23 protein-coding genes are annotated in these 20,111 nt (G+C 72.6%); 9 read left to right on the top strand and 14 right to left on the bottom strand.

All coding sequences use genetic code 11. The annotated features are described in order from the left end of the window. Positions 1-39: 39 nt before the first annotated feature. Positions 40-786 carry a peptidylprolyl isomerase gene (locus ABD671_RS18285; protein WP_344734883.1) on the bottom strand — a complete coding sequence of 249 codons (747 nt, stop codon included), beginning with the start codon at positions 784-786 and terminating at the stop codon, positions 40-42. 95 nt (positions 787-881) lie between these two features. Further along, the gene (locus ABD671_RS18280; RefSeq protein ID WP_344734882.1) at positions 882-1,955 is read right to left on the bottom strand and encodes an alanine racemase; all 1,074 of its coding nucleotides are present in this window, start codon (positions 1,953-1,955) and stop codon (positions 882-884) included. Between the two features lie 49 nt (positions 1,956-2,004). Between ABD671_RS18280 and ABD671_RS18275 the strand changes: the two genes are divergently transcribed. Further along, positions 2,005-2,562, top strand: a complete 558-nt coding sequence (locus ABD671_RS18275) for a cysteine hydrolase family protein (protein WP_344734881.1) — start codon at positions 2,005-2,007, stop codon at positions 2,560-2,562. On the opposite strand, the gene ABD671_RS18270 is transcribed toward ABD671_RS18275, so the two are convergent. The 3 genes from ABD671_RS18270 to ABD671_RS18260 all read right to left on the bottom strand — a co-directional run bounded on the left by ABD671_RS18270 (position 2,552) and on the right by ABD671_RS18260 (position 5,473). Further along, positions 2,552-3,136: a hypothetical protein gene (locus ABD671_RS18270; RefSeq protein ID WP_344734880.1), complete on the bottom strand. Its 585-nt coding sequence runs from the start codon at positions 3,134-3,136 to the stop codon at positions 2,552-2,554. The two genes, ABD671_RS18275 and ABD671_RS18270, sit on opposite strands and share 11 nt — an antisense overlap. A 67-nt stretch (positions 3,137-3,203) precedes the next feature. After that, positions 3,204-4,721 (bottom strand): glycerol kinase GlpK, encoded by a 1,518-nt coding sequence (gene glpK, locus ABD671_RS18265; RefSeq protein ID WP_344734879.1) that lies wholly within the window; start codon positions 4,719-4,721, stop codon positions 3,204-3,206. Continuing rightward, positions 4,718-5,473 (bottom strand): IclR family transcriptional regulator, encoded by a 756-nt coding sequence (locus ABD671_RS18260; RefSeq protein ID WP_344734878.1) that lies wholly within the window; start codon positions 5,471-5,473, stop codon positions 4,718-4,720. The genes glpK (ABD671_RS18265) and ABD671_RS18260 overlap by 4 nt, the downstream gene beginning before the upstream one ends. A gap of 123 nt (positions 5,474-5,596) precedes the next feature. Between ABD671_RS18260 and ABD671_RS18255 the strand changes: the two genes are divergently transcribed. From ABD671_RS18255 to ABD671_RS18240, 4 genes are all read left to right on the top strand, one after another. Continuing rightward, positions 5,597-6,469 carry an MIP/aquaporin family protein gene (locus tag ABD671_RS18255; protein WP_344734877.1) on the top strand — a complete coding sequence of 291 codons (873 nt, stop codon included), beginning with the start codon at positions 5,597-5,599 and terminating at the stop codon, positions 6,467-6,469. Between the two features lie 45 nt (positions 6,470-6,514). Beyond that, a complete protein-coding gene (glpK, locus tag ABD671_RS18250) occupies positions 6,515-8,026 on the top strand; it encodes a glycerol kinase GlpK (protein ID WP_344734876.1) in 1,512 nt (503 codons plus the stop codon). A gap of 90 nt (positions 8,027-8,116) precedes the next feature. Further along, positions 8,117-9,856, top strand: coding sequence for a glycerol-3-phosphate dehydrogenase/oxidase (locus tag ABD671_RS18245; protein WP_344734875.1), 1,740 nt, complete (start codon positions 8,117-8,119; stop codon positions 9,854-9,856). 8 nt (positions 9,857-9,864) lie between these two features. Beyond that, on the top strand, positions 9,865-10,683 hold the full coding sequence (locus ABD671_RS18240) for an acyl-CoA thioester hydrolase/BAAT C-terminal domain-containing protein (protein WP_344734874.1): 819 nt from the start codon (positions 9,865-9,867) through the stop codon (positions 10,681-10,683). Positions 10,684-10,844: 161 nt separating this feature from the next. Here the strand turns inward: ABD671_RS18240 and ABD671_RS18235 are convergent, their stop codons facing one another. The 3 genes from ABD671_RS18235 to ABD671_RS18225 all read right to left on the bottom strand — a co-directional run bounded on the left by ABD671_RS18235 (position 10,845) and on the right by ABD671_RS18225 (position 12,764). After that, entirely contained in the window at positions 10,845-11,975 is a 1,131-nt protein-coding gene (locus ABD671_RS18235) for a Glu/Leu/Phe/Val dehydrogenase dimerization domain-containing protein (RefSeq protein ID WP_344734872.1), read from the bottom strand. Positions 11,976-12,100: 125 nt separating this feature from the next. Further along, positions 12,101-12,460 carry a VOC family protein gene (locus tag ABD671_RS18230; RefSeq protein WP_344734871.1) on the bottom strand — a complete coding sequence of 120 codons (360 nt, stop codon included), beginning with the start codon at positions 12,458-12,460 and terminating at the stop codon, positions 12,101-12,103. 13 nt (positions 12,461-12,473) lie between these two features. Then, positions 12,474-12,764, bottom strand: a complete 291-nt coding sequence (locus ABD671_RS18225; RefSeq protein WP_344734870.1) for a putative quinol monooxygenase — start codon at positions 12,762-12,764, stop codon at positions 12,474-12,476. Between the two features lie 39 nt (positions 12,765-12,803). Between ABD671_RS18225 and ABD671_RS18220 the strand changes: the two genes are divergently transcribed. The 3 genes from ABD671_RS18220 to ABD671_RS18210 are packed head-to-tail and all read left to right on the top strand — an operon-like array spanning position 12,804 to position 15,191. After that, positions 12,804-13,310 carry a maltokinase N-terminal cap-like domain-containing protein gene (locus ABD671_RS18220; RefSeq protein WP_344734869.1) on the top strand — a complete coding sequence of 169 codons (507 nt, stop codon included), beginning with the start codon at positions 12,804-12,806 and terminating at the stop codon, positions 13,308-13,310. Positions 13,311-13,368: 58 nt separating this feature from the next. Next, on the top strand, positions 13,369-14,550 hold the full coding sequence (gene macS / locus ABD671_RS18215; protein ID WP_344734867.1) for a MacS family sensor histidine kinase: 1,182 nt from the start codon (positions 13,369-13,371) through the stop codon (positions 14,548-14,550). Beyond that, entirely contained in the window at positions 14,550-15,191 is a 642-nt protein-coding gene (locus tag ABD671_RS18210) for a response regulator (protein ID WP_344734866.1), read from the top strand. The genes macS and ABD671_RS18210 overlap by 1 nt, the downstream gene beginning before the upstream one ends. On the opposite strand, the gene ABD671_RS18205 is transcribed toward ABD671_RS18210, so the two are convergent. The 4 genes from ABD671_RS18205 to ABD671_RS18190 all read right to left on the bottom strand — a co-directional run bounded on the left by ABD671_RS18205 (position 15,161) and on the right by ABD671_RS18190 (position 17,969). Further along, positions 15,161-16,102 (bottom strand): hypothetical protein, encoded by a 942-nt coding sequence (locus ABD671_RS18205; protein ID WP_344734865.1) that lies wholly within the window; start codon positions 16,100-16,102, stop codon positions 15,161-15,163. The genes ABD671_RS18210 and ABD671_RS18205 overlap by 31 nt on opposite strands. After that, entirely contained in the window at positions 16,102-16,404 is a 303-nt protein-coding gene (locus ABD671_RS18200; protein ID WP_344734864.1) for a YiaA/YiaB family inner membrane protein, read from the bottom strand. Before ABD671_RS18200 ends, ABD671_RS18205 begins: the two co-directional genes overlap by 1 nt. Positions 16,405-16,527: 123 nt before the next feature. After that, positions 16,528-17,433: a hypothetical protein gene (locus ABD671_RS18195; RefSeq protein ID WP_344734863.1), complete on the bottom strand. Its 906-nt coding sequence runs from the start codon at positions 17,431-17,433 to the stop codon at positions 16,528-16,530. After that, complete coding sequence (locus ABD671_RS18190) at positions 17,430-17,969, bottom strand: SigE family RNA polymerase sigma factor (protein ID WP_344734862.1); 540 nt, start codon at positions 17,967-17,969, stop codon at positions 17,430-17,432. The genes ABD671_RS18195 and ABD671_RS18190 overlap by 4 nt, the downstream gene beginning before the upstream one ends. Before the next feature lie 1,300 nt (positions 17,970-19,269). Here ABD671_RS18190 and ABD671_RS18185 point away from each other — a divergent pair. Continuing rightward, positions 19,270-19,596 carry a hypothetical protein gene (locus ABD671_RS18185; RefSeq protein WP_344734861.1) on the top strand — a complete coding sequence of 109 codons (327 nt, stop codon included), beginning with the start codon at positions 19,270-19,272 and terminating at the stop codon, positions 19,594-19,596. Between the two features lie 25 nt (positions 19,597-19,621). Here the strand turns inward: ABD671_RS18185 and ABD671_RS18180 are convergent, their stop codons facing one another. Together ABD671_RS18180 and ABD671_RS18175 are read right to left on the bottom strand one after the other, a co-directional pair. Next, positions 19,622-19,795, bottom strand: coding sequence for a hypothetical protein (locus ABD671_RS18180; protein ID WP_344734860.1), 174 nt, complete (start codon positions 19,793-19,795; stop codon positions 19,622-19,624). Positions 19,796-19,818: 23 nt separating this feature from the next. Then, entirely contained in the window at positions 19,819-20,082 is a 264-nt protein-coding gene (locus tag ABD671_RS18175) for a hypothetical protein (RefSeq protein WP_344734859.1), read from the bottom strand. Between the last annotated feature and the right edge of the window lie 29 nt (positions 20,083-20,111).

The following is a 20,111-nucleotide window of genomic DNA, read 5'->3' as shown; positions in this document are numbered from 1 at the left end:
CTGCGGTACCGGTGGTTGGTCGGGTGCGGGTCGGCTCGCTCAGCCGACGGTGACCGAGGTGATGTCGACGCCCTTGACGGGCTTGCCGTCGCCGGGGCCGTTGCTGTTGTCGGCGCCCGCCTCGGCGTCCTTGGTCACCGCGGCGAGCGACGCCTTGTCGAGGGTGCCGAAGACCGTGTACTGCGGCGGCAGCGGGGAGTCCTGGTAGACGATGAAGAACTGCGAGCCGCCGGAGTTCGGGGCGCCGGTGTTCGCCATCGCGAGCACGCCCGGTCCGTAGGTCTCCTCGCCGGTGAACTCGTCGGGGATGGTGTAGCCGGGGCCGCCGTAGCCGGTGCCGAGCGGGTCGCCGCACTGGAGCACGTAGATGCCGGACGGCGCGGTGGTCAGCCGGTGGCAGGTGGTCTTGTCGAAGTAGCCCTGCTTGGCCAGGGAGACGAAGGAGTTGACCGTGCACGGGGTGGCGTCGGCGTCCAGGGTGACCTCGAGATCGCCGATGTTGGTCGCGATGGTCGCCGGCACCTGGCCGCTGACGTCGGGCGTGCTCGGCGGGAGGTCGACCTTGCGGGCGGCGTCGCCGCCGGCGACGTAGTCGCAGGTGGTGCCGGACGCCGCGGCGCCGGTGTCGCTCGCGCTCGGGGAGGTGGCGGAGGCAGAGGGCGTCGTGTCGTCCGTCGCGCTGGTGTCGCCGTCGTCGCCGCAGGCGGTGAGGCTCAACGCGCAGAGGGACAGCAGGACGGCGCCGCCGGCCGCGGTGCGGCGCAGGGGACGGATGGGGGTCGACATGGCCCCGATCGTAGGCGAGGCGCCTGCGGGACGAACGGGCGCCCGGTGCTTCTCAGAGCCTTCTCAGGGCTGGCGGACGGCGGAGCGCTGCGCGGTCAGTGGTTCGCGCCGCGTGCGGAGACGGGCCACGGGCGCAGTCCACCGGCCTCCTCCACCCACAGGTCGTCGGCCAGGTTGACCGCGGTGCACACGTGGTTGGGCACGACGTCGACCTGGCTGCCGAGGGGCGGCAGCGTCGCGTCGGTCTCCACCACGGCGTGATGCTCGGCGAGCATGACGATCCGCGCGTCCGGGTCGGTGAGGAGTCGCCCGAACCCGCTGGCGTAGGGCGCCCGGTCGGCGCCGAGCACCTTGCTGCCGGCGTCGAGCACCATCCGCCCGCCGGCATGGCTGACGACCGTCGAGCGGCAGGTCAGCGCGATGTCGCCGGGCTCGACGACGCCGAGCTCCCACTGCTGGGCATCGCCGAAGACATAGACCCCGGGCCGCATCTCGCGGGTGATGCCGCTGGCGGCGACGGCGCTGGTGCCGAGGGCGGCTACCAGGCTCGGGGTCGAGCCGCCCGAGAGCACCTCGACGGCGAGCCCGGCCGCCGTGATCGACGCGGCCGCGGCCTCGAGGGCGTCGCGCTCGGCGGTCGCGGCGGACGAGCCGGCGCCGGGGGAGTAGCTGTGGCCGGGGAAGGTGAAGGCGCCCCGCGGATGCAGTCCGGCGCGCCGGGCGGCGAGCGCGACCCGACCGGCGTCCGCCGGGAGGACGCCGGTGCGGTGGTGCCCCGAGTCGACTTCGACGACGACCTCGACGCTGCTGCCCCCCAGCAGGCGGCCGGCGGTCGCGGCGCCCTCGACGGAGTCGACGCCGATCGCGACGCGCGCGACCTCGGCCAGATCGCGCACCCGGGCCGCGCGGGCGGCGTCCAGCCAGAGGGGGTAGGCGATGAAGACGTCCTCGCAGCCGCCCCGCACGAAGACCTCGGCCTCGGCGACGGTCGCCACCGTGATGCCGGCGGCGCCGGAGGCGAGCTGGAGGCGGGCGATGTCGACCGACTTGTGCGTCTTCACGTGCGGCCGGAGCACGATGCCCGCCAGCGCGGCGTGCTCGGCGACGACGCGGACGTTGCGCCGCAGCCGCTCGAGATCGACGCGCAGGTAGGGGGTGGCGACCGGCATGGGAGCAGCGTAGGGCGGGACTGTCGGCGGTTCGTCCTACCGTGGACCCATGAGCCTCTTCGACGACCGCACCGCCACCGCCCTCCTCGTCGTCGACGTCCAGCGCGACGTCATGGCGAGCTCGGTCGACAGCCCGGCCGTGATCGCCCGCATCGCCGACCTCGTCGAGCGGGCCCGCGCGGCCGGCACGCCGGTCGTGTGGGTGCAGCACTCCGATCCCGGGGGGCTGCCCTACGGCAGCGACGGGTGGGAGTACGTGCCCGAGCTCCGGCGTCTGGAGTCCGAACCGCTGGTGCACAAGCGCTACGGCGACTCCTTCGAGGACACCGATCTCGCCGCCGTGCTCTCGGTGCTCGGCGTCGGCTCGTTGATCGTCGCCGGCGCTCAGACCGACTTCTGCATCCGCTCGACCCTGCACGGTGCACTCGCGCGCGGCTACGACGCCGTCCTGGTCTCCGATGCGCACACCACCGAGGACCTCTCCGAGTACGGCGCTCCCGCACCGGCGGAGGTCGTCGCCCACACCAACCTGTACTGGGCCGGCCAGCGTGCGCCCGGCCGCCGTGCGGGCGTGCTCACGGCCGCCGAGGTCGACTTCAGCTCGTGACGGTGGCGCAGACCGCGCGTCCGATCATGATGTCCGCGGCGTGGTTGCCGGGTGCGTATCCGCGGACGAAGGTGCCGTTGGAGTCGATCGTGAACTGGACGGCCTCGTTGCCGGTGCCCCAGTAGACGGCTCCTCCGAGCACCTTCGTACCCGCAGGGCAGGTCAGGGTCAGCTGGGCGCCTGAGGCGTTGGCCGCCAGAGCGACCTGCTGGCTCAGCACCTGGTAGTTGGAGATCCCGGATGGTCCGGCAGGACCGGTCGCGCCCACCGCACCTGCGGGACCCTGCGCGCCGGCCGGTCCCGCGGGACCCGCGGGCCCGGTCGCGCCCGCGGGTCCCGCAGGGCCGGCGGGACCGGCGAGGGAGCTCTTGGCGCCCGCGGAGAGGTCGGCGGCGGCGAGGGAGGAGTCCTTGATGTCCTTGCCGGTCAGGGAGCCGTCCTTGACGTCCTTGCCGGTGATGAGGGAGCCGGCGACGGCGCCGCCGGTGCCAGCGACGAACGCGACCGTGGAGAGGAGGGCGAGGCCGGGCAGCAGCGTGCGGAGGCGACGGGTCGGGGTGCTGGTGGAGTTCATGGCCCGGACGTTAGGAGGCCGGTGTTGAGCGATCCTTTCGGTTTCCTTTCGCGGCCACGATCGAGGATCAGCGCGTGTCCCAGCCCAGCGCCCGCTGGACGGCGTCCGCCCAATGCTCGGCTTCCCGGGCACGGCGTTCCGCCGGCATCGTCGGCTCCCATCGCGCCGCGCGGTGCCAGTTGCGACGCAGCCCCTCCAGGTCGGCCCAGTAGCCGACGGCGAGGCCGGCCACGTAGGCGGCGCCCAGCGAGACCGTCTCGGAGACCAGGGGGCGTTCGACGGGCACGTCGAGCACATCGGCGACGAACTGCATGAGCAGGTGGTTGGCGGTCATGCCGCCGTCGACCTTGAGCCCGGTGAGCGCGATCCCGGAGTCGGCGACCATCGCCTCGACGACGTCGCGGGTCTGCCAGGCGGTGGCCTCCAGGACGGCGCGGGCCAGGTGGCCGCGGCCGACGTAGGAGGTGAGGCCGACGATCACCCCGCGGGCGTCGGTGCGCCAGTGCGGGGCGTAGAGACCGGAGAACGCCGGCACGATGTAGCAGCCGCCGTTGTCCTCCACGGTGCGCGCGAGGGTCTCGATCTGCGGGGCGGTGGGGATCATCCCGAGGCCGTCGCGCAGCCACTGCACCAGGGAGCCGGTGACGGCGATCGAGCCCTCCAGGGCGTAGACCGCCGACTGACCGGCCAGGTGGTAGCCGACCGTCGGGATGAGGCCGTGGCTCGACTCCACCACCCGCTCGCCCGTGGTGGCCAGCAGGAACGCGCCGGTCCCGTAGGTGCACTTCACCTCGCCCGGGGCGAAGCAGGTCTGCCCCACGAGCGCCGCCTGCTGATCGCCGATCGCGCCGGCGACGGTGACGCCCGGCAGCACCTCGGCGCACGTGCCGAACGGCCCGGTGTTCGCGACGATCCGCGGCAGCATCTCCTCGGGGACGTCGAGGAGGCGCAGCATCGCAGGGTCCCAGGCGTGGGTGCGCAGATCCATCAGCATGGTGCGGCTGGCGTTGGTGACGTCGGTGAGATGGCGGCCGCCGTCCGGGCCGCCGGTGAGGTTCCAGATCAGCCAGGTCTCCATCGTGCCGGCGAGCACCTCGCCCGCCCGGGCGCGTGCCCGCAGCCCCGGAGTGTGGTCGAGGATCCACGCCAGGCGCGGGCCGGCGAAGTAGCTGGCCAGCGGCAGTCCGGTGCGCCGCCGGATCTCCTCGGCATGGCCGGCGGCGGCCAACTGCGCGACGGCGTCCTCGGTGCGGGTGTCCTGCCAGGTGATGGCCGGCGCGACCGGCCGGCCGGTGGCGCGATCCCAGACCACCGTGGTCTCACGCTGGTTGGCGATCCCGATCGCGGCCACGTCGCCGGGCTCGAGACCGGCGTCGCGGACGGCGGCCGGCACGATCCGTTGGACGATGCGCCAGATCTCCAGCGGGTCGTGCTCGGCCCAACCGGGCCGCGGGAAGTGCTGGCGGTGTTCGCGCTGGGTCAGCGAGACCATCTGACCGTCGTGGTCGAAGAGCAGGCAGCGCGTCGAGGTGGTGCCCTGGTCGATGGCGGCGACGACGGTGCGGGCACCCGGACGGCGGCTCACCGGGGCGCCACCACGGCGCGCCCGATGGCCAGCGCGGTGGCGCTGACGGCGGCGGCCACGTCGACCCGCGGTCGTCCGTCGGCCGCGAAGAGCCGATCGACCGGCCCGGTGCAGGCCACCGACCCGACCACGAGCCCGCCGGCTCCGCGGATCGGCGCGGCGACGTCGCCGACCTCGGCGCGGTGCTCGCCGACCCCGGTGGCCCACCCGCGGCGGCGCACGTCGTCGAGCACCGCCGCCAGGGCCGTGGCCGAGCTGATCGTGCGCGAGGTGAAGCGGTCCAAGCCCAGACCGGCGCGGTGGGCGCCCGGGACGGCGGCCAGGAGCGCCTTGCCCAGTCCCGTGGCGTGGAGCGGGAGCCGTTCGCCGACGCGCAGCCGCTGCGGACTGCCGTCGGGCCGGAAGACGTGGTGGACGACGGCCACGGCGTCGCCGTCGGACATACCGACCAGCACCTCCGCCCGGGTGCGGGCGGCCAGCGAGTCGCACCAGCTCGTGGCGTGGGAGCGCAGATCGTGGGGATCGAGGGCGGCGGCGCCCAGGGTGGTGACGGCCGAGCCGAGCGAGTAGCGGCGGGTGGCGGCGTCCTGGTGCACGAAGCCGACGTGCACGAGGGTCGCCAGCAGGCCGTGCACGGTCGGGCGCGGCAGATCGAGGGAGTCGGCGAGCTCGGCGAGGCTCAGCTCGTCGGCGGCACCGAGCAGGCTGAGCAGCGCCGCACCGCGTTCGAGGGACTGGATGCGACCGGGCACGACCCCAGCCTAGGTGCGGATTCGACAATGTCGAACACCTGTCGTTGACCCTCGTCACACGGCTGCCTACGGTCGCAGCGGCCGCCGCACACCGGGGTGCGGCGCGGATCTCGGGAGGAATCCATGACCGCATCGACCACCGTGAAACGATCACCGCTCCTGGGCGAGCTCTGCGCCGAGTTCGCCGGCACCTGCATCCTCATCCTCTTCGGCTGCGGCGTGGTCGCCTCCGTCGTCGCGGCCGGCCGCGGCGACGTCGACTCCATCAGCTGGGCGTGGGGCTTCGGCGTGGTGCTCGGCATCTACACCGCCGGTCGCATCACCGGCGCCCACCTCAACCCCGCCGTGACGATCGCGTTGGCGACCTTCCGCGGCTTCGCCTGGAGCAAGGTCGGGCCCTACGCGCTGGCCCAGCTGCTCGGCGCCTTCGTCGGCGCCCTCGTCGTCCGCTTCACCTACGGCGACTTCATCCGCGCCTTCGACCCCGAGCTGGGCAAGGCGTCCATGGGCATCTTCTTCACCTCGCCCGGGGTCGACGCCACGGGTGCGCCGGTCTCGGTCACCACCGCCTTCGGCGACCAGGTCGTCGGCACGGCGATCCTGGTGTTCCTCGTCTTCGCCCTCACCACCGCCCGCAACAACCCGCCGCTGGCCAACCTCACCCCGTGGTTCGTCGGCATCGTCGTGGTGGCCATCGGGATGGCCTGGGGCGCCAACGCCGGCTACGCCATCAACCCCGCCCGCGACCTCGGCCCGCGTCTGGCCGCCTTCGTCTCCGGCTACGGCAACGACGTCTGGCACTCGGCCAGCAGCGGCAGCCTCTACTTCTGGGTGCCGCTCGTCGCGCCGGTCGTCGGCGCCCTCATCGGCGGCGCGCTGTTCGTGCTGCTCATCGAGCGCTTCCTGCCCGATGACGACGACGCCGACGCGCCCGCTCCGGTCGCCGAGAAGGGCGTCCAGACCGACCCCGCCCACCCCGTCCCGGCCGGCCGCTGACCGGCGTCCCGACCCCCACGACCCCTTCGGACCACAGGAGAGACCATGGCTGACTTCGTCGGCGCCATCGACCAGGGCACCACCAGCACCCGCTTCATGATCTTCGACCACGGCGGCAACGAGATCGCCAAGCACCAGCTCGAGCACGAGCAGGTGCTGCCGCGCGCCGGTTGGGTCGAGCACAACCCCGTCGAGATCTGGGAGCGCACCTCGGCGGTCATCCAGACGACGCTGAACCGCGCGAACCTCCAGCACACCGACCTCGCCGCCATCGGCATCACCAACCAGCGCGAGACCACCGTCGTGTGGGACCGGCGCACCGGCCGTCCGTACTACAACGCGATCGTGTGGCAGGACACCCGCACCGACCGCATCGCCTCCGCGCTCGAGCGCGACGGCCACGGCGACCTGATCCGCAAGCGCGCCGGCCTGCCGCCGGCCACCTACTTCGCCGGCGGCAAGATCCAGTGGATCCTGGAGAACGTCGACGGCGTCCGCGCGGCCGCCGAGCGCGGCGACGCCCTCTTCGGCACCACCGACACCTGGGTCACCTGGAACCTCACCGGCGGCACCGAGGGCGGCGTCCACGTCACCGACGTGACCAATGCCAGCCGCACGATGCTCATGGACCTCGAGACCCTCCAGTGGGACGACGAGCTGCTCGCGCTCTTCGGCATCCCGCGCTCCATGCTCCCCGAGATCAAGTCCTCCTCCGAGCACTACGGCACGACGCGGGCCCACGGCCCGGCCGGGGGAGAGGTGCCGATCACCGGCATCCTCGGCGACCAGCAGGCCGCCACCGTCGGCCAGGTCTGCTTCGAGCCGGGCGAGGCCAAGAACACCTACGGCACCGGCAACTTCATGCTGCTCAACACCGGCACCGAGATCGTCCGCTCCCAGGCGGGCCTGCTCACCACGCCGGCGTACAAGTTCGGCGATGCCCCCTGCGTCTACGCCCTCGAGGGGTCGATCGCCGTCACCGGCTCGGCCGTCCAGTGGCTGCGCGACCAGCTCGGCATCATCTCCGGCGCCTCGCAGTCGGAGTCGCTGGCCCGCCAGGTCGAGGACAACGGCGGCGTCTACTTCGTGCCGGCCTTCTCCGGGCTCTTCGCGCCCTACTGGCGCAGCGACGCGCGCGGCGCCATCGTCGGGCTCTCGCGGTTCAACACCAACGCCCACGTCGCCCGCGCCACGCTCGAGGCGATCTGCTACCAGAGCCGCGACGTCGCCGAGGCGATGGCGCAGGACTCCGGCGTCACCCTCGAGGTGCTCAAGGTCGACGGCGGGGTCACGGCCAACGAGCTGTGCATGCAGATCCAGGCCGACGTGCTCGGCGTCCCGGTGAGCCGTCCCGTCGTGGCCGAGACGACCGCCCTCGGTGCGGCCTACGCCGCTGGGCTCGCCGTGGGATTCTGGAAGAACACCGACGAGCTGCGTTCGAACTGGAACGAGGCCAAGCGCTGGGAGCCGCAGTGGAGCGAGGAGCAGCGCACCAAGGGCTTCGCCCAGTGGAAGAAGGCCGTCCAGCGCACCCTCGACTGGGTCGACGTCGACTGATCCCACCCCGACCGGTCGCCTGACACCCGACGGCGACCGGCACCGCCCGCCGACCATCCCACCCGATCACGACCGGAGGAGAACCCTCAGATGATCCCCGCCCCGCTCTCGCCCGAGACCCGAGCCCGCGCCCTGGAGCGGCTCGAACAGGACCGTCTCGACATCCTCGTGGTGGGGGGTGGGGTGGTCGGCACCGGTGCCGCGCTCGACGCCGCCACCCGCGGACTCTCCGTCGGCCTCGTCGAGGCCCGCGACTTCGCCTCGGGCACCTCGAGCCGCTCCTCGAAGCTCGTCCACGGCGGCCTGCGCTACCTCGAGATGCTCGACTTCCGGCTCGTCGCCGAGGCCCTCAAGGAGCGCGGCCTGCTGATGCAGCGCCTCGCCCCGCACCTCGTGCGGCCGGTGCCGTTCATCTACCCGCTCCAGCACCGCGCCTGGGAGCGCTTCTACGCAGGCTCCGGCGTCGCGCTGTACGACGCCCTGTCGAAGGCGAGCGGCTACGGCGGCTCGATGCCGCTGCACAAGCACCTCACCCGTCGCGGCGCGCGACGCATCATGCCCTCGCTGCGCAAGGACGCCCTCGTCGGCGCACTCCAGTACTACGACGCCCAGGTCGACGACGCCCGGCACACCATGTTCCTGGCGCGCACCGCGGCGTCCTACGGCGCGCACGTCGCCTCCCGCACCCGCGTCGTCGGCCTGGTCAAGGAGGGGGAGCGGGTCGTCGGTGCCGAGGTCGTCGACCTCGAGACCGGCCGTACCTTCACCATCCGCGCCGCGCAGGTCATCAACGCCACGGGCGTGTGGACCGACGAGACCCAGTCGATGGTGCACGAGCGCGGCCAGTTCAAGGTGCGGGCCAGCAAGGGCATCCACCTCGTCGTCCCGCGCGACCGCATCCGCGGCGACTCCGGCCTGATCCTGCGCACCGAGAAGTCGGTGCTCTTCGTCATCCCGTGGAAGCGGCACTGGATCATCGGCACCACCGACACCGACTGGTCGCTCTCGAAGGACCACCCGGCCGCCAGCGCCTCCGACATCGACTACCTGCTCGACCACGTCAACGCCGTCCTCGAGCAGCCCCTCACCCACGCCGACGTCGAGGGCGTCTACGCGGGCCTGCGACCGCTGCTGGCCGGGGAGAGCGAGGCCACCTCGAAGCTCTCGCGCGAGCACGCCGTCGCCCACACCGTGCCGGGCCTGGTCGTCGTCGCCGGCGGCAAGTACACGACCTACCGCGTCATGGCCAAGGACGCCGTCGACGAGGCCGTGCACGGGTTGGAGGGCACGCTCGGACGCCGCGTCGAGCCGTGCGTCACCGAGAACGTGCCGCTGCTCGGCGCCGATGGCTACCAGGCGATGTGGAACCAGCGCCGCACCGTCGGCACCCGCGCCGGCCTGCACGTCGGCCGGGTCGAGCACCTCCTCGAGCGCTACGGCACGCTGATCACCGAGGTCCTCGAACTCATCGAGGCCGAGCCCGCCCTGGGGGAGCCGCTGCCGGGTGCCGAGGACTACCTCAAGGCCGAGATCCGCTACGCGGTCACCCATGAGGGCGCGCGGCACCTGGACGACGTCCTCACCCGCCGTACCCGGATCAGCATCGAGACCTTCGACCGCGGCGTCGCCGCCGCGCCCCACGTGGCGGAGCTCGTCGCCGAGGCCCTCGGGTGGGACGACGCCCAGCGCCAGAAGGAGATCGACCACTACGTGAAGCGGGTCGAGGCGGAGCGTCAGAGCCAGCAGATGCCCGACGACGAGACCGCCGACGCGGCGCGCATGGGTGCGCCGGACGTCGTCCCGGTGACGACGGCGACGACCACCCCCTGAGTTCCGTGGTGATCGGCACGCCGGCCGCGTCCGACCTCGGGTGGGCGCGGCCGGGTGCCGGCGCCGCCACCGGCACCGGCGTCCTCGTGCTCAGCGGTTCCAGCGGCCGGCTCGATCTCGCGCGGGCCGAGCGCCTCGCCGCGCTCGGTGCCACCGCCCTGGCGTTCCGCTGGTTCGGCGGCGCCGGGCCGGCCGTGCCGCGCGAGGTGCCCCTGGAGTCCTTCGCCGGGTGCCTCGACCTGCTCGAGCGCGAGTGCGATCGCCTGGTCGTGCTGGGGCTCTCCTACGGGGCCGAGGCCGCGCTCAGCCTCGCGTGCCGCGACCCGCGCCCGGCGGCGGTGATCGCCCTCGCGCCGACCCATGTCGGGTGGGAGGGCCATCGCGACGACGGCGCCCGCGCCCGCAGCAAGTGGACCTGGGACGGCGTCCCGTTGCCGTTCGTGCCGCTCGCCGAGGGCTGGGTGCCCGACACGGATCCACCGCAGTTCGTCGACCTCTATCGGCGTTCCCTCGATCAGGCGCCGGCCGAGCTCCTGACTGCGGCGCGGATCCCGATCGAGCGGTACGCCGGCGATCTGCTGCTCGTGGCGGGCGGCGACGACCGGGTGTGGCCGGCCGTCGCCTCGGCCCGCGCGATCGAGCAGGCCCGAGCGGCCGCCGGCCGTGCGACGACCGTCGTGATCGACCCTGCCGCCGGTCATCCCGTCACCTTCCCCGGCGAGGTCCCGCCCGATCCCCGCCGCCCGTACGCGGTCGGCGGGGACCCGGGCGCCCCCGAGCGACTCGGCGCAGCGGCGTGGCCGGAGGTGCTGCGGCTGCTGGGGTGAGGGGAGGCGTGCCGGAACGAGCGGTCGAGGTGCGAGCGGAGCGAGCCGCGAGACCCCCGCACCCGAACGCCCAGCGGTACCGGACGCCGTCCGGCTCGCCGGGTCTCGCGGCTCCTCGCTGGCGCTCCTCGCACCTCGTCGCACCTCGACCACCGGGCGGCTCAGGCGAGCCAGAGACCCCGCAGGCGTCCGACCTCGCGGATGCGGCGCTCGGCGAGCCGGTCGGCGGCCACCGCGGGGGAGACGCCGTCCTGGGCCGCAGCCTCCAGGACGGCGTAGGTCGTGGCCTCGATGCCGGTGGCGCGCTGCTCGGCCCGCTCGAAGCGGAATCCGGAGGGATCGAGCTCGTCGGCGACCTGGATCAGCCCGCCGGCGTTCACGCAGTAGTCCGGCGCGTAGACGACGTCGCGCGCGAGCAGGGTCTCGGCCACGCCGGGGGCGGCGAGCTGGTTGTTGGCCGCACCGCACACGATGCGCGCGGAGAGGGTGGCGGCCACTTCGGGCGTGATCGCGTGGCCGAGGGCGCACGGGGCGTACACGTCGAGCGCGGAGGCGAGCAGGGCCTCGGTCGACCCCACGACGGTGACCTCGGGGTGCTCGTCGCGGACGCGGTCGAGCGCGGCGGCAGCCACGTCGGTGACGACGACGTCGGCGCCGTCCTTCAGCAGGAGCTCGACCAGGTGCCGGCCGACCTTCCCGACGCCGGAGACGCCGACACGGCGTCCGGCGAGGTCGGGCGATCCCCAGGCGAAGCGGGCGGCGGCCCGCATGCCGCGGTGCACGCCGAAGGCGGTGAGCACGGAGCTGTCGCCAGCGCCTCCGTGGGCGACGGTGCGGCCGGTGACGTGGGCGCACTCGCGCGCCACGAGGTCCATGTCCTCGGAGAACGTGCCCACGTCGCACGCCGTCACGTAGCGCCCGCCGAGCGAGGCGATGAAGCGCCCGTAGGCACGGAACAGTGCCTCCTGGCCGCCGCGCGCCCGCATCTCGGCGGGGTCGCCGACGATGACGGCCTTGCCGCCGCCGAGGTCGAGGCCGGCCAGGGCCGCCTTGTAGGTCATGCCGCGCGAGAGGTCGAGGACGTCGGCGACGGCGTCGGCGGTCGAGGCGTAGGGGAAGAACCGGGTGCCGCCGAGGGCGGGACCGAGGGCGGTGGAGTGGATCGCGATGACGGCGCGCAGCCCGGACTCCGGGTCCTGGGCGAAGACGACCTGCTCGTGCTGGGGCGCGGCGTCGAAGACGTCGACGGCGCCGGCGATTCCGGGCGTGCTCGAGGGGGCGGTGAGGGTCATGGGTGAACCCGCTCTCTGTGCGGGCCGCGGGTGTGGTGCGGCCGGAGTGGAGTGATCCGCGGGTGTGGTGCGGATCACCACCGAGCCTACGACCGCATCGGCGCCCACCGATGCCGGGGTGGGTGTCAGGCCTGCTGGAACTCCAGGCGGTTGCCGAACGGGTCGGTCGTGTGGAACCGCCGCACGCCCTCGATCTCCCCGTCGGAGGGCACGCAGGTGCGGCCATCCGTCTCCAATCGCTCGCGCAGCCCGTCGAGGTCGGCGACCAGGAAGGCGGGGTGGGCCTTGCGGGCCGGCGCGAACGGGTCCTCGACCCCGAGATGGAGGACGGCGCTGCCCGAGGTGAACCAGCAGCCACCGCGGACGGCGAGCGCCGGCGGCTTGGGCACCTCGGTCATGGCGAGGAGTCCGCCGTAGAAGGCGCGCGCGTCGTCCTCGCCCCCGGAGGGGATGGCGACCTGGACGTGGTCGAGCCCGAGAATCACGTCGCGACCCCGCTCAGTCGACCGCGACGAGCGGGTGGATGCCCACCTCGCCCGCAAGGGCGCCGCCGAGCACCGCGAAGGCCTCGCCGATGTGCGGGGACTTCATGTGGGCGTCGAGGGCGGCCTGGTCGGTCCACTCCTCGACCGTCACGAAGACGCCGGCAGCAGCTCCGGATTCGAAGAGGTCGTACTGCAGGCAGCCCTCCTCCTGGCGGGTGGCCGCGACGAGGGTGCGCAACGCGGCGCGGGCGTCCTCGACACGGTCGGCGGAGATCGGGATGGTGGCGATGACGCGCAGGCTCATGAGGGGGATCCTAGACACGCCGGTGGCACGATCGGGGCCATGGCGATCCTGCATCGGGCGACGATCCGACCGACCAAGCCGGAGGTGCTGAGCACGCTGCTCGGCGCGCCGGTCGACATCCTCGCGGCCTACCGCCTCGACGACCCGGCCGGGGAGGTCGGCATCGAGGGCTTCCTGCTCCAGGTGGACGACGACGTGCGCCACGTGGTGCTGACCTACCGCGGTGCGCCGCTCGAGGGCGTCGAGCCGCTCGCCACGATGGAGCACAGCGTGCTCGGCACCCGCTGGATCCACCGCGGGGACGACGACCCGGTCGCGCTGGCCTGCGTCGCGGCGCTCCTCGCGGGCGAGCAGCAGCAGGCTGCCGAAGAGATCTGGGACGGCGACGTGCTGGTGCAGACCCGCGAGCCGGTGGTGCGGCTGGAGGTCGTGGACGGCGCCCCCGCGGGCGAGCCGCGCATCCTCGATCGCCTCGCGCCCGATGCGGAGGGGCGGCACGTGCGGGCGACCTGGGCCGATGGGGCCGGGGTCGTCGCCATCGGCTGAGGCCAGCCCGCCCGGTACGGCGTCCCCGTTCGTCGGCGTCGGCGTCCACAATGGCGCCATGGCACTGCCCGATCCGGATCCCGGCTCCCGCCCGGAGGCGATCCAGACCGAGCTCTTCCGCGCCCTCGCGGTGCTGCGGGCGCTGCTGGCCGTCTACGTCGTCTACCTCAACCTCGATCGGCGCCACGACTTCGCGCATCCCGGGTTGGCGGCCCTCGGCACGGCCGTTGTCGTCCTCTGGACGGGTCTGGCCGCGCTGGCCTACGAGTCGCCGTGGCGGCACCGGGCGGCGCTGCACGTGGTCGATCTCGGGCTCGTCGTCGGGCTGATGCTCGCCACGCTCCTCACCCACAGCGAGGTGATGCAGGAGCGCAACGCACCGACCCTCGTCTCGTTCTGGGCCTGCGTGCCGGTGCTCACGATCGCGGCCTCGCGCGGCGCGCTGCCCGCCGTGGGCGCGGCCCTCATCGTCTCGGCGGCCGATCTCGCGACCCGCGACGAACCGTCGGCGGGCGTGCTGCGCACGCTCATGCTGCTGCTCATCGCCGCGGCGATCGTCGGCTACGGCGCCCGGCTGGTCGAGCGCACCGCCGACGCCGAGCTGCGGGCCCAGCGCGAGCGTGCCGCATTCGCCGAACGCACCCGCGTCTACCGCGAGATCCACGACGGCGTCCTGCAGGTGCTCGCGCTGACCGGTCGCGTCGCACGAGACCGTCAGGACGACGCCGAGCTCGCCGCGTTGGCGCGCGAGGCGGCCGAGCAGGAGGCGACCTTGCGGCGGGTCATCCAGGACACCGCCCGCATCGGACCCGTCGGTTCGACCGGATCCATCGGGTCGGTCGACCTGGTGAGCGCGCTCGGCGCGCTCGCCGCGCAGAGCCCCGGCTGCCAGGTCGCGACGCCGGCGCACGAGTGCCCAGCCCCGGCGCCGCTCGCCGAGGAGGTGCTCGCCGCGACGCGGGAGGCCCTGATCAACATCGGCAAGCACTGTCCGCCGGGCACCGGTGCGTGGTTGCTGCTCGAGGCCGAGGACGACGTCTACCGTCTCACGGTGCGCGACGACGGCCCCGGCATCCCCGACGGACGCCTCGAGGTCGCTGCTGCGACGGGACACCACGGCGTCACCGGATCGATCCGCGGACGCATCGCCGACGCCGGCGGCACCGCCGAGCTGACCACCGGCACCTTCGGCACCGAATGGGAGTTCACCCTCCCGCGACCCACGGCTGAGGGGGAGTGATGGGCGAGGAGACGGCACCGCTGCGGGTGATGGTGGTCGACGACCACCCGATGTGGCGCGACGCGGTGGCGCGCGACCTGGAGGCCGCCGGCCTGGAGATCGTGGCCACGGCGGGCGACGGCGCCTCGGCGGTGGCCCGGGCGCGGGCGGTGCGCCCCGACGTCCTGCTGCTCGACCTGCACCTGCCCGATGTCGACGGGGTCGCGGTGACCGCGGCGGTGGGGGAGCACTGCCCCGAGACACGGGTGCTGATCCTCTCGGCCTCGGGGGAGCAGCAGCACGTGCTCGACGCCGTCAAGGCCGGGGCCATCGGGTACCTGGTGAAGTCCGCGTCGTCCCAGGAACTGCTCGACGCCGTCCGCCAGACGGCGGACGGCGTCAGCGTCTTCACCCCCGGTCTGGCCGGGTTGGTGCTGGGGGAGTACCGCCGCCAAGACGACGACGGCCCGCGGCTGACCCAGCGCGAGACCGAGATCCTGCGGCTCGTGGCGAAGGGCCTGGGCTACAAGCAGATCGCGGAGCGCCTGGTGCTCTCGCACCGCACGGTGCAGAACCACGTGCAGAACACCTTGCGGAAGCTGCAGATGCACAACCGGGCGCAGTTGGTGCGCTACGCGATCGAGTCGGGCCTGGCCGACTGACGCCACCGGGTCGCCGACGCAACGATCCTCGGGACGCAACACACGCCCACTGCGGCCAGCAGCACGAGGGGGGCACCGCTGCTGTACGTGCCGATCCTCGGTGCCATGAGCACCCCCATGACCGCTGTACCGAGCAGGGCGACCCCGAGCGTCCATTGCGCGCAGAAGCGCTCCAGGCGTCGGCGGCGGTCGGCATCGCGGACGACGGTGGCGCCCACCGCCACCGCGACGGCCGGTAGGAACCACACGGGCGAGAGGACGAAGAGGTACAGCAGGCTCAGTCCGTCGAAGGAGGTGTCGGCGCCCGGACGGGCGGCGATCTCCCAGGTGTAGGCCTTGCCGTACAGGCAGGCGCCGATGAACAGGCACGCGACCGCGGTCCACGCGATCCACGGCAACGATCGGACCATCTGACCGAGGAGGCGTGCCGCGGGTAGCGCGAGCTCCCGGTACGAGCTGGGGCGGATGCTGCTCGCCGGCGGGCGGCGTGTGCCTCGGCGCGAGAGCAGCCCAGCGATGAGGGGGAGTCCGGCCACCACGGTGCTGGCCACGAGTTCGAGGCGGGCCTGCTCGGAGTAGGTGCCGATCACCGGCCGGATCCCCTTCACCGCCGCGTAGAGGCCGACGAGGCCGACGGCGAAGGAGAACGCGGACGTCGTCCAGGCCATCCGCGCCTCATCACCGGGGTCGTCGGTGCCGACCACGAGCAGGGCGAGCACCAGCGACGGGATGAGCCAGATCAGGCTCGCGAGGGCGAAGAGACTGACGCCGAGGCTGTCGAAGGAGCCGTCGTGACCGGGCTGGTGCGTCAGTTCCAGGTGAAGGGCGTGGAAGTACAGGGGAGAAGCCGCGAGCAGCGCGAGGAACGACGCCCAGGCGAAGCCGAGCGCCCGCGAGCCGGACTCCCTCATCACAGGGCCCGGGTGGCCGTCGGGCTCGCGAGCAGGTCGTGCTCGGTGAGCAGCTTGTCGACGCGGGCCTGGTCGAGACGCGAGGCGATGTACTTGTCGTCCTGCATGTCGCGGATGACCTTGGCGAGGGTGAAGGAGGAGGAGACCAGGAACAGGCCGGTCATCGCGAGGAAGGCGCGGATCCACGGGTCGACCGGCACGTAGCAGATCGCCCAGACCAGGCCGAGCAGGGAGACGCCGAAGGAGAGGCCGGCCTGGAGGGCGAAGGCCGGGGTGTTCTTGGAGGGGGCCGGAGCGGTCATGATGATCACCTTTCGTGGGGGCCGCCGCTGGTCGGCGACCTCGTGACTCCAGGCTCGCTTCCGGCCACCCCCACGCGCATGAGTGCGCGTACTCAACTGCCGGACGGATGACGCTGCGTGGTCTCAGCGGATCCAGACCGGATCGCGCACGATCGCGGCGGCGTCGGCGGGCGTGATCGCCGGGGTGTCCGCGGGATCCACCGGTGTGTCGGGGCGATCGGACGGAGTGCCGGTCGAGACGTACAACTGCACGTAGCCGCCACCCGGGACGGCGAAGGTCGCCCGGACGACCGTCGCTCGCGGGTCGGAGCCCGTGCCTTGGACGCTCCGGGTGGCGACGCCGACGAGGTCGCCGTCCTCGCTCCGGATCTCCTCGCAGGACGCGGGTTCCGCCGACGCCTCGCACGGTGCGATCCGCTGCGCGGGTTCGTTGGGCTCCGCAGGACAGCCGTCGGGGTCGGCGAGGTCGTCGAGGACGACCTGGAGGCTCTGCAGCGGGGCGGGCGTGCCCGGCGGTGGGAGCAACTCGATCTGGAGGAAGTCGGCATCGGTCGTGCCGTTCGTCAGCACGTCGCCGGACCAGAGCCCCGCCACGCCGGCTGAGCGACGTTCCTCGGTGCCGAGCCGCACGCCGTCCGGAAGGAGCGCTGCCAGCCGGTCGGCGACCTCGCGGTGGGACGCGCTCCACCACCCGCGCTCGGGGCCACTCGGACACTGGTCGGGGGCGGTGCTCGAAGCCGCGCCGACCGCGGGTCCTGCCGACCGCGATGCGTCGGTCGGGGCCGCAGGATCGGCGGCCACCGACGGCGTGGCTGGTGAGCGACCATCGGCGAACGCGTGGGCGGAGATCGCCAGCACCGAGGCGGCCGCGATGCCGCCGACACCCTGGACGACCCGCCGCTGTGCGCGGCGACGACGACCGACCGCCAGAACCTGGGGGAGGACGTCGGGCGTCCGGAGGCCGGCGACCGCGCGGTCGAGCCGGTCGGCGATGTCGGAGTGATCGGAGTGATCGGTGTGGTCGTTCATCGGGTGCTCCTCGGGATCGGGTGGTCGTCCGCGAGCAGATCGCGCAAGCGACTCAGCGCTCGGGACGTGCGGTTCTTGACGGCGGCCTCGGTGAGGTCGAGCTCGGCGGCGGTCACCGCCACGCTGTGGTCGTGCCAGAAGCGCAGGACCACGACGGCACGGTCGAGTGCCGAGAGCTGACGCAGCGCTTCTGCCAGTGCCAGTCGTTCGGCGACCTCCTCGGACAGACCGGAGCCGGACACGGCGTCCGCGGGGCCGATCTCCGGCAGGTCGGCAACAGCCAGCTCTCCGCTGCGGCGCAGCCGGCGCTCGGACAGGAAGGTGTTGAGCAGGATCCGGTGCGCGTAGGCGACCGGATCGTCGGTGGCGCGCACGCGTCGCCAACCGCTGAAGGCCTTCACGAGGGTCGTCTGGAGCAGGTCCTCCGCGGCTGCATGCGAGGTCGTCAGCAGGTAGGCGCTGCGATAGAGCCGGTCGGACGCCTGGGTCGCGAAGACCGTGAAGTCCTCGTCGCCGTCAGCTCGGCTGCGCCGCACGGGTGCTCCTCTCGATCGGGGATGCGTACGACGAGAAGACGCTCCGAGATCCCGATCAGGTCTCACACGATGCCATCACTCCTTCTCACCATTCCGGGCCGACCTCTAGCCCATCGAACACCAGTTCGATATCATGGCGACATGACGCACCCCGCAGCCATCGACGCCGCACCCTCCGGTGCGCGGTTGGTGGAGACCGCAGGGGAGTGGGCTCGGCATCCCTGGGAGGAGGCGACTCCCGGAGCGGCCTTAGCCGCGGTCGAGGCGTTGACCGAAGCTCGGCGACTCCTCGACGCGGCTCTCCTGGCGGCTGTCGATCGCGTCGAGACGACCGGGGCGGTCGCGGATTCGGGGTGGGCGAGCACCAAGGAGCTGCTGACCGATCGCCTGGGCGGCCACCGAGGCGCCGGAGCCTCCTGGGTGCGCACGGCCCGCGAAGTGCGGGAGATCCCGCAGGTGCGCGACGGCCTGGCCGACGGACGACTCTCCGTGCCGCAAGCATCAGCGGTCGGGCGGGCCGTCGCTCGCCTTCCGTACGACGCCGACCTCCGCTCGGCGGTCGCCGAGAAGTTGCTCGAGCTCGCTGCCAGCGGCGCCGGCGCCGCCCACCGCGTCGTCCACTGGGCCGACGGCGGCCCGACGTCCCTCGACAACATGGTCATGCTGTGTCGCCATCACCGTCGATTGACGCATCACCCTCGCCCGGATCGTCGTCCCGGGCTCCGACGGAAGCGGCGTGACGTGGATGGGAGGACCCATCCGTGCGAATTGACATAATGTAGCTTATCGGCGGTACATTGGGGGTCGCCCGGTTGGGCTGGGTACTCCATCTTTGGGCTGTGTACCTCAGGAACCTTCTTCACACCTTGTCGCATGTCGTGCTCAACCTGACCCGTGGTTGGGGGCCGATCGTCCTTCCACTTGTGTCGTTCCTCCAGGTGATCGCTGGCGAACAAAGCGCACTGAGTTCGGACGAGTTCTGGTCGGACGTCGCGGTTGGCGTTGCCGCATGGCTCACGGCCGAAGTCGTTCATTCGACGTGCGCCAATCGGGATCCTGAGTCGCAGCAACTCAACTGTCTGGAACAGCCCCAATGGACTTGGGAGGCGTGGCGCGACGTTTAGGTCCAATGCGCGAAAGCTTCGTCTTACGGTCAACACTGAAAGATGTCTAGCAAGTTCGGTGGGGACGTTTGAGGCGACGCCGAGTTCGAGATGTGGGCGATGATGACGGACGAGCGTCCGCACGAGGGCTCACGCGGCTTGCCCGCTTTGTCCTGTCACCGACCTAGGCTCGCAGCATGGACCTGCTCGATCTCCTCGACCTCGACGAGCCCGAGCCGGAGCCGGCGGGCGCGTACTACCTGGCCGGAATCGAGCCGCGGCGGCGTGGCCGGGTGCGCACGATGGTCTATGCGGGTCTCGACCTGTGGTGCGCGATGTCGGGCGGCGCGATGGAGCTGACGCGTGGCATCGACGTCGTCGTCCGCCGGCGCGAGGACGGCGACCTGGTGGCCAGGATGCGGGTCGCCGATGCGGCTGCAGCCGCCTTCGCCGTCGATCAGCTCCGCCGGCAGCTCGACGACCTCACCGCCGAGGAGTTCCGCGATCTGTGGGGCCTCGACTGACGCACAGGCCGATGCCGGGCCCGGCTCAGTCCGTCGATCCCCGGTAGCCGCTGGAGGACGGCGGGTCCTCGTGGTCCTCGGCTCGGCGCACGTCCTGCGGCGGGCGGTGCAGGGCCTCGAGGTTGCGGCGGGCGCGCGCGTTGCCGACGACGATCGCCGCGATGACGACCAGCACGACCATGAGGATCACGAAGACCACGGCATCAGCCTAGGGCTCGACCCTCAGAACATCAGCGAGGTGCGGGAGGTCCCGTCGCCGAACGTGCACTGGAAACCCCACGGCTGCCAGGACCAGCCGAGGCTGACGGAGCTCTGAACCGCAGCCCCCGATGGCTCCGCCAGGCATGCGTTCTCCATGCGCCACCATCCGACCCGGATGTAGAGGAGCACTCCGCTGACCACGATCACGAGTGCGATCACGACGGCGAGCGCTCGTCGGCGTGCGCGCCGTCCAGCGCCCGGATGGGCGATCGTCGCAGCCGTCATGGGCACGACGGTAGGCGATGCCGGTCGGG

This window comes from Nocardioides fonticola (assembly GCF_039536805.1).
Taxonomy (GTDB): Bacteria; Actinomycetota; Actinomycetes; order Propionibacteriales; family Nocardioidaceae; genus Nocardioides; species Nocardioides fonticola.
The sequence above is the reverse complement of the archived record's forward strand: the minus strand, read 5'-3'. Positions and strand labels throughout refer to the sequence as shown.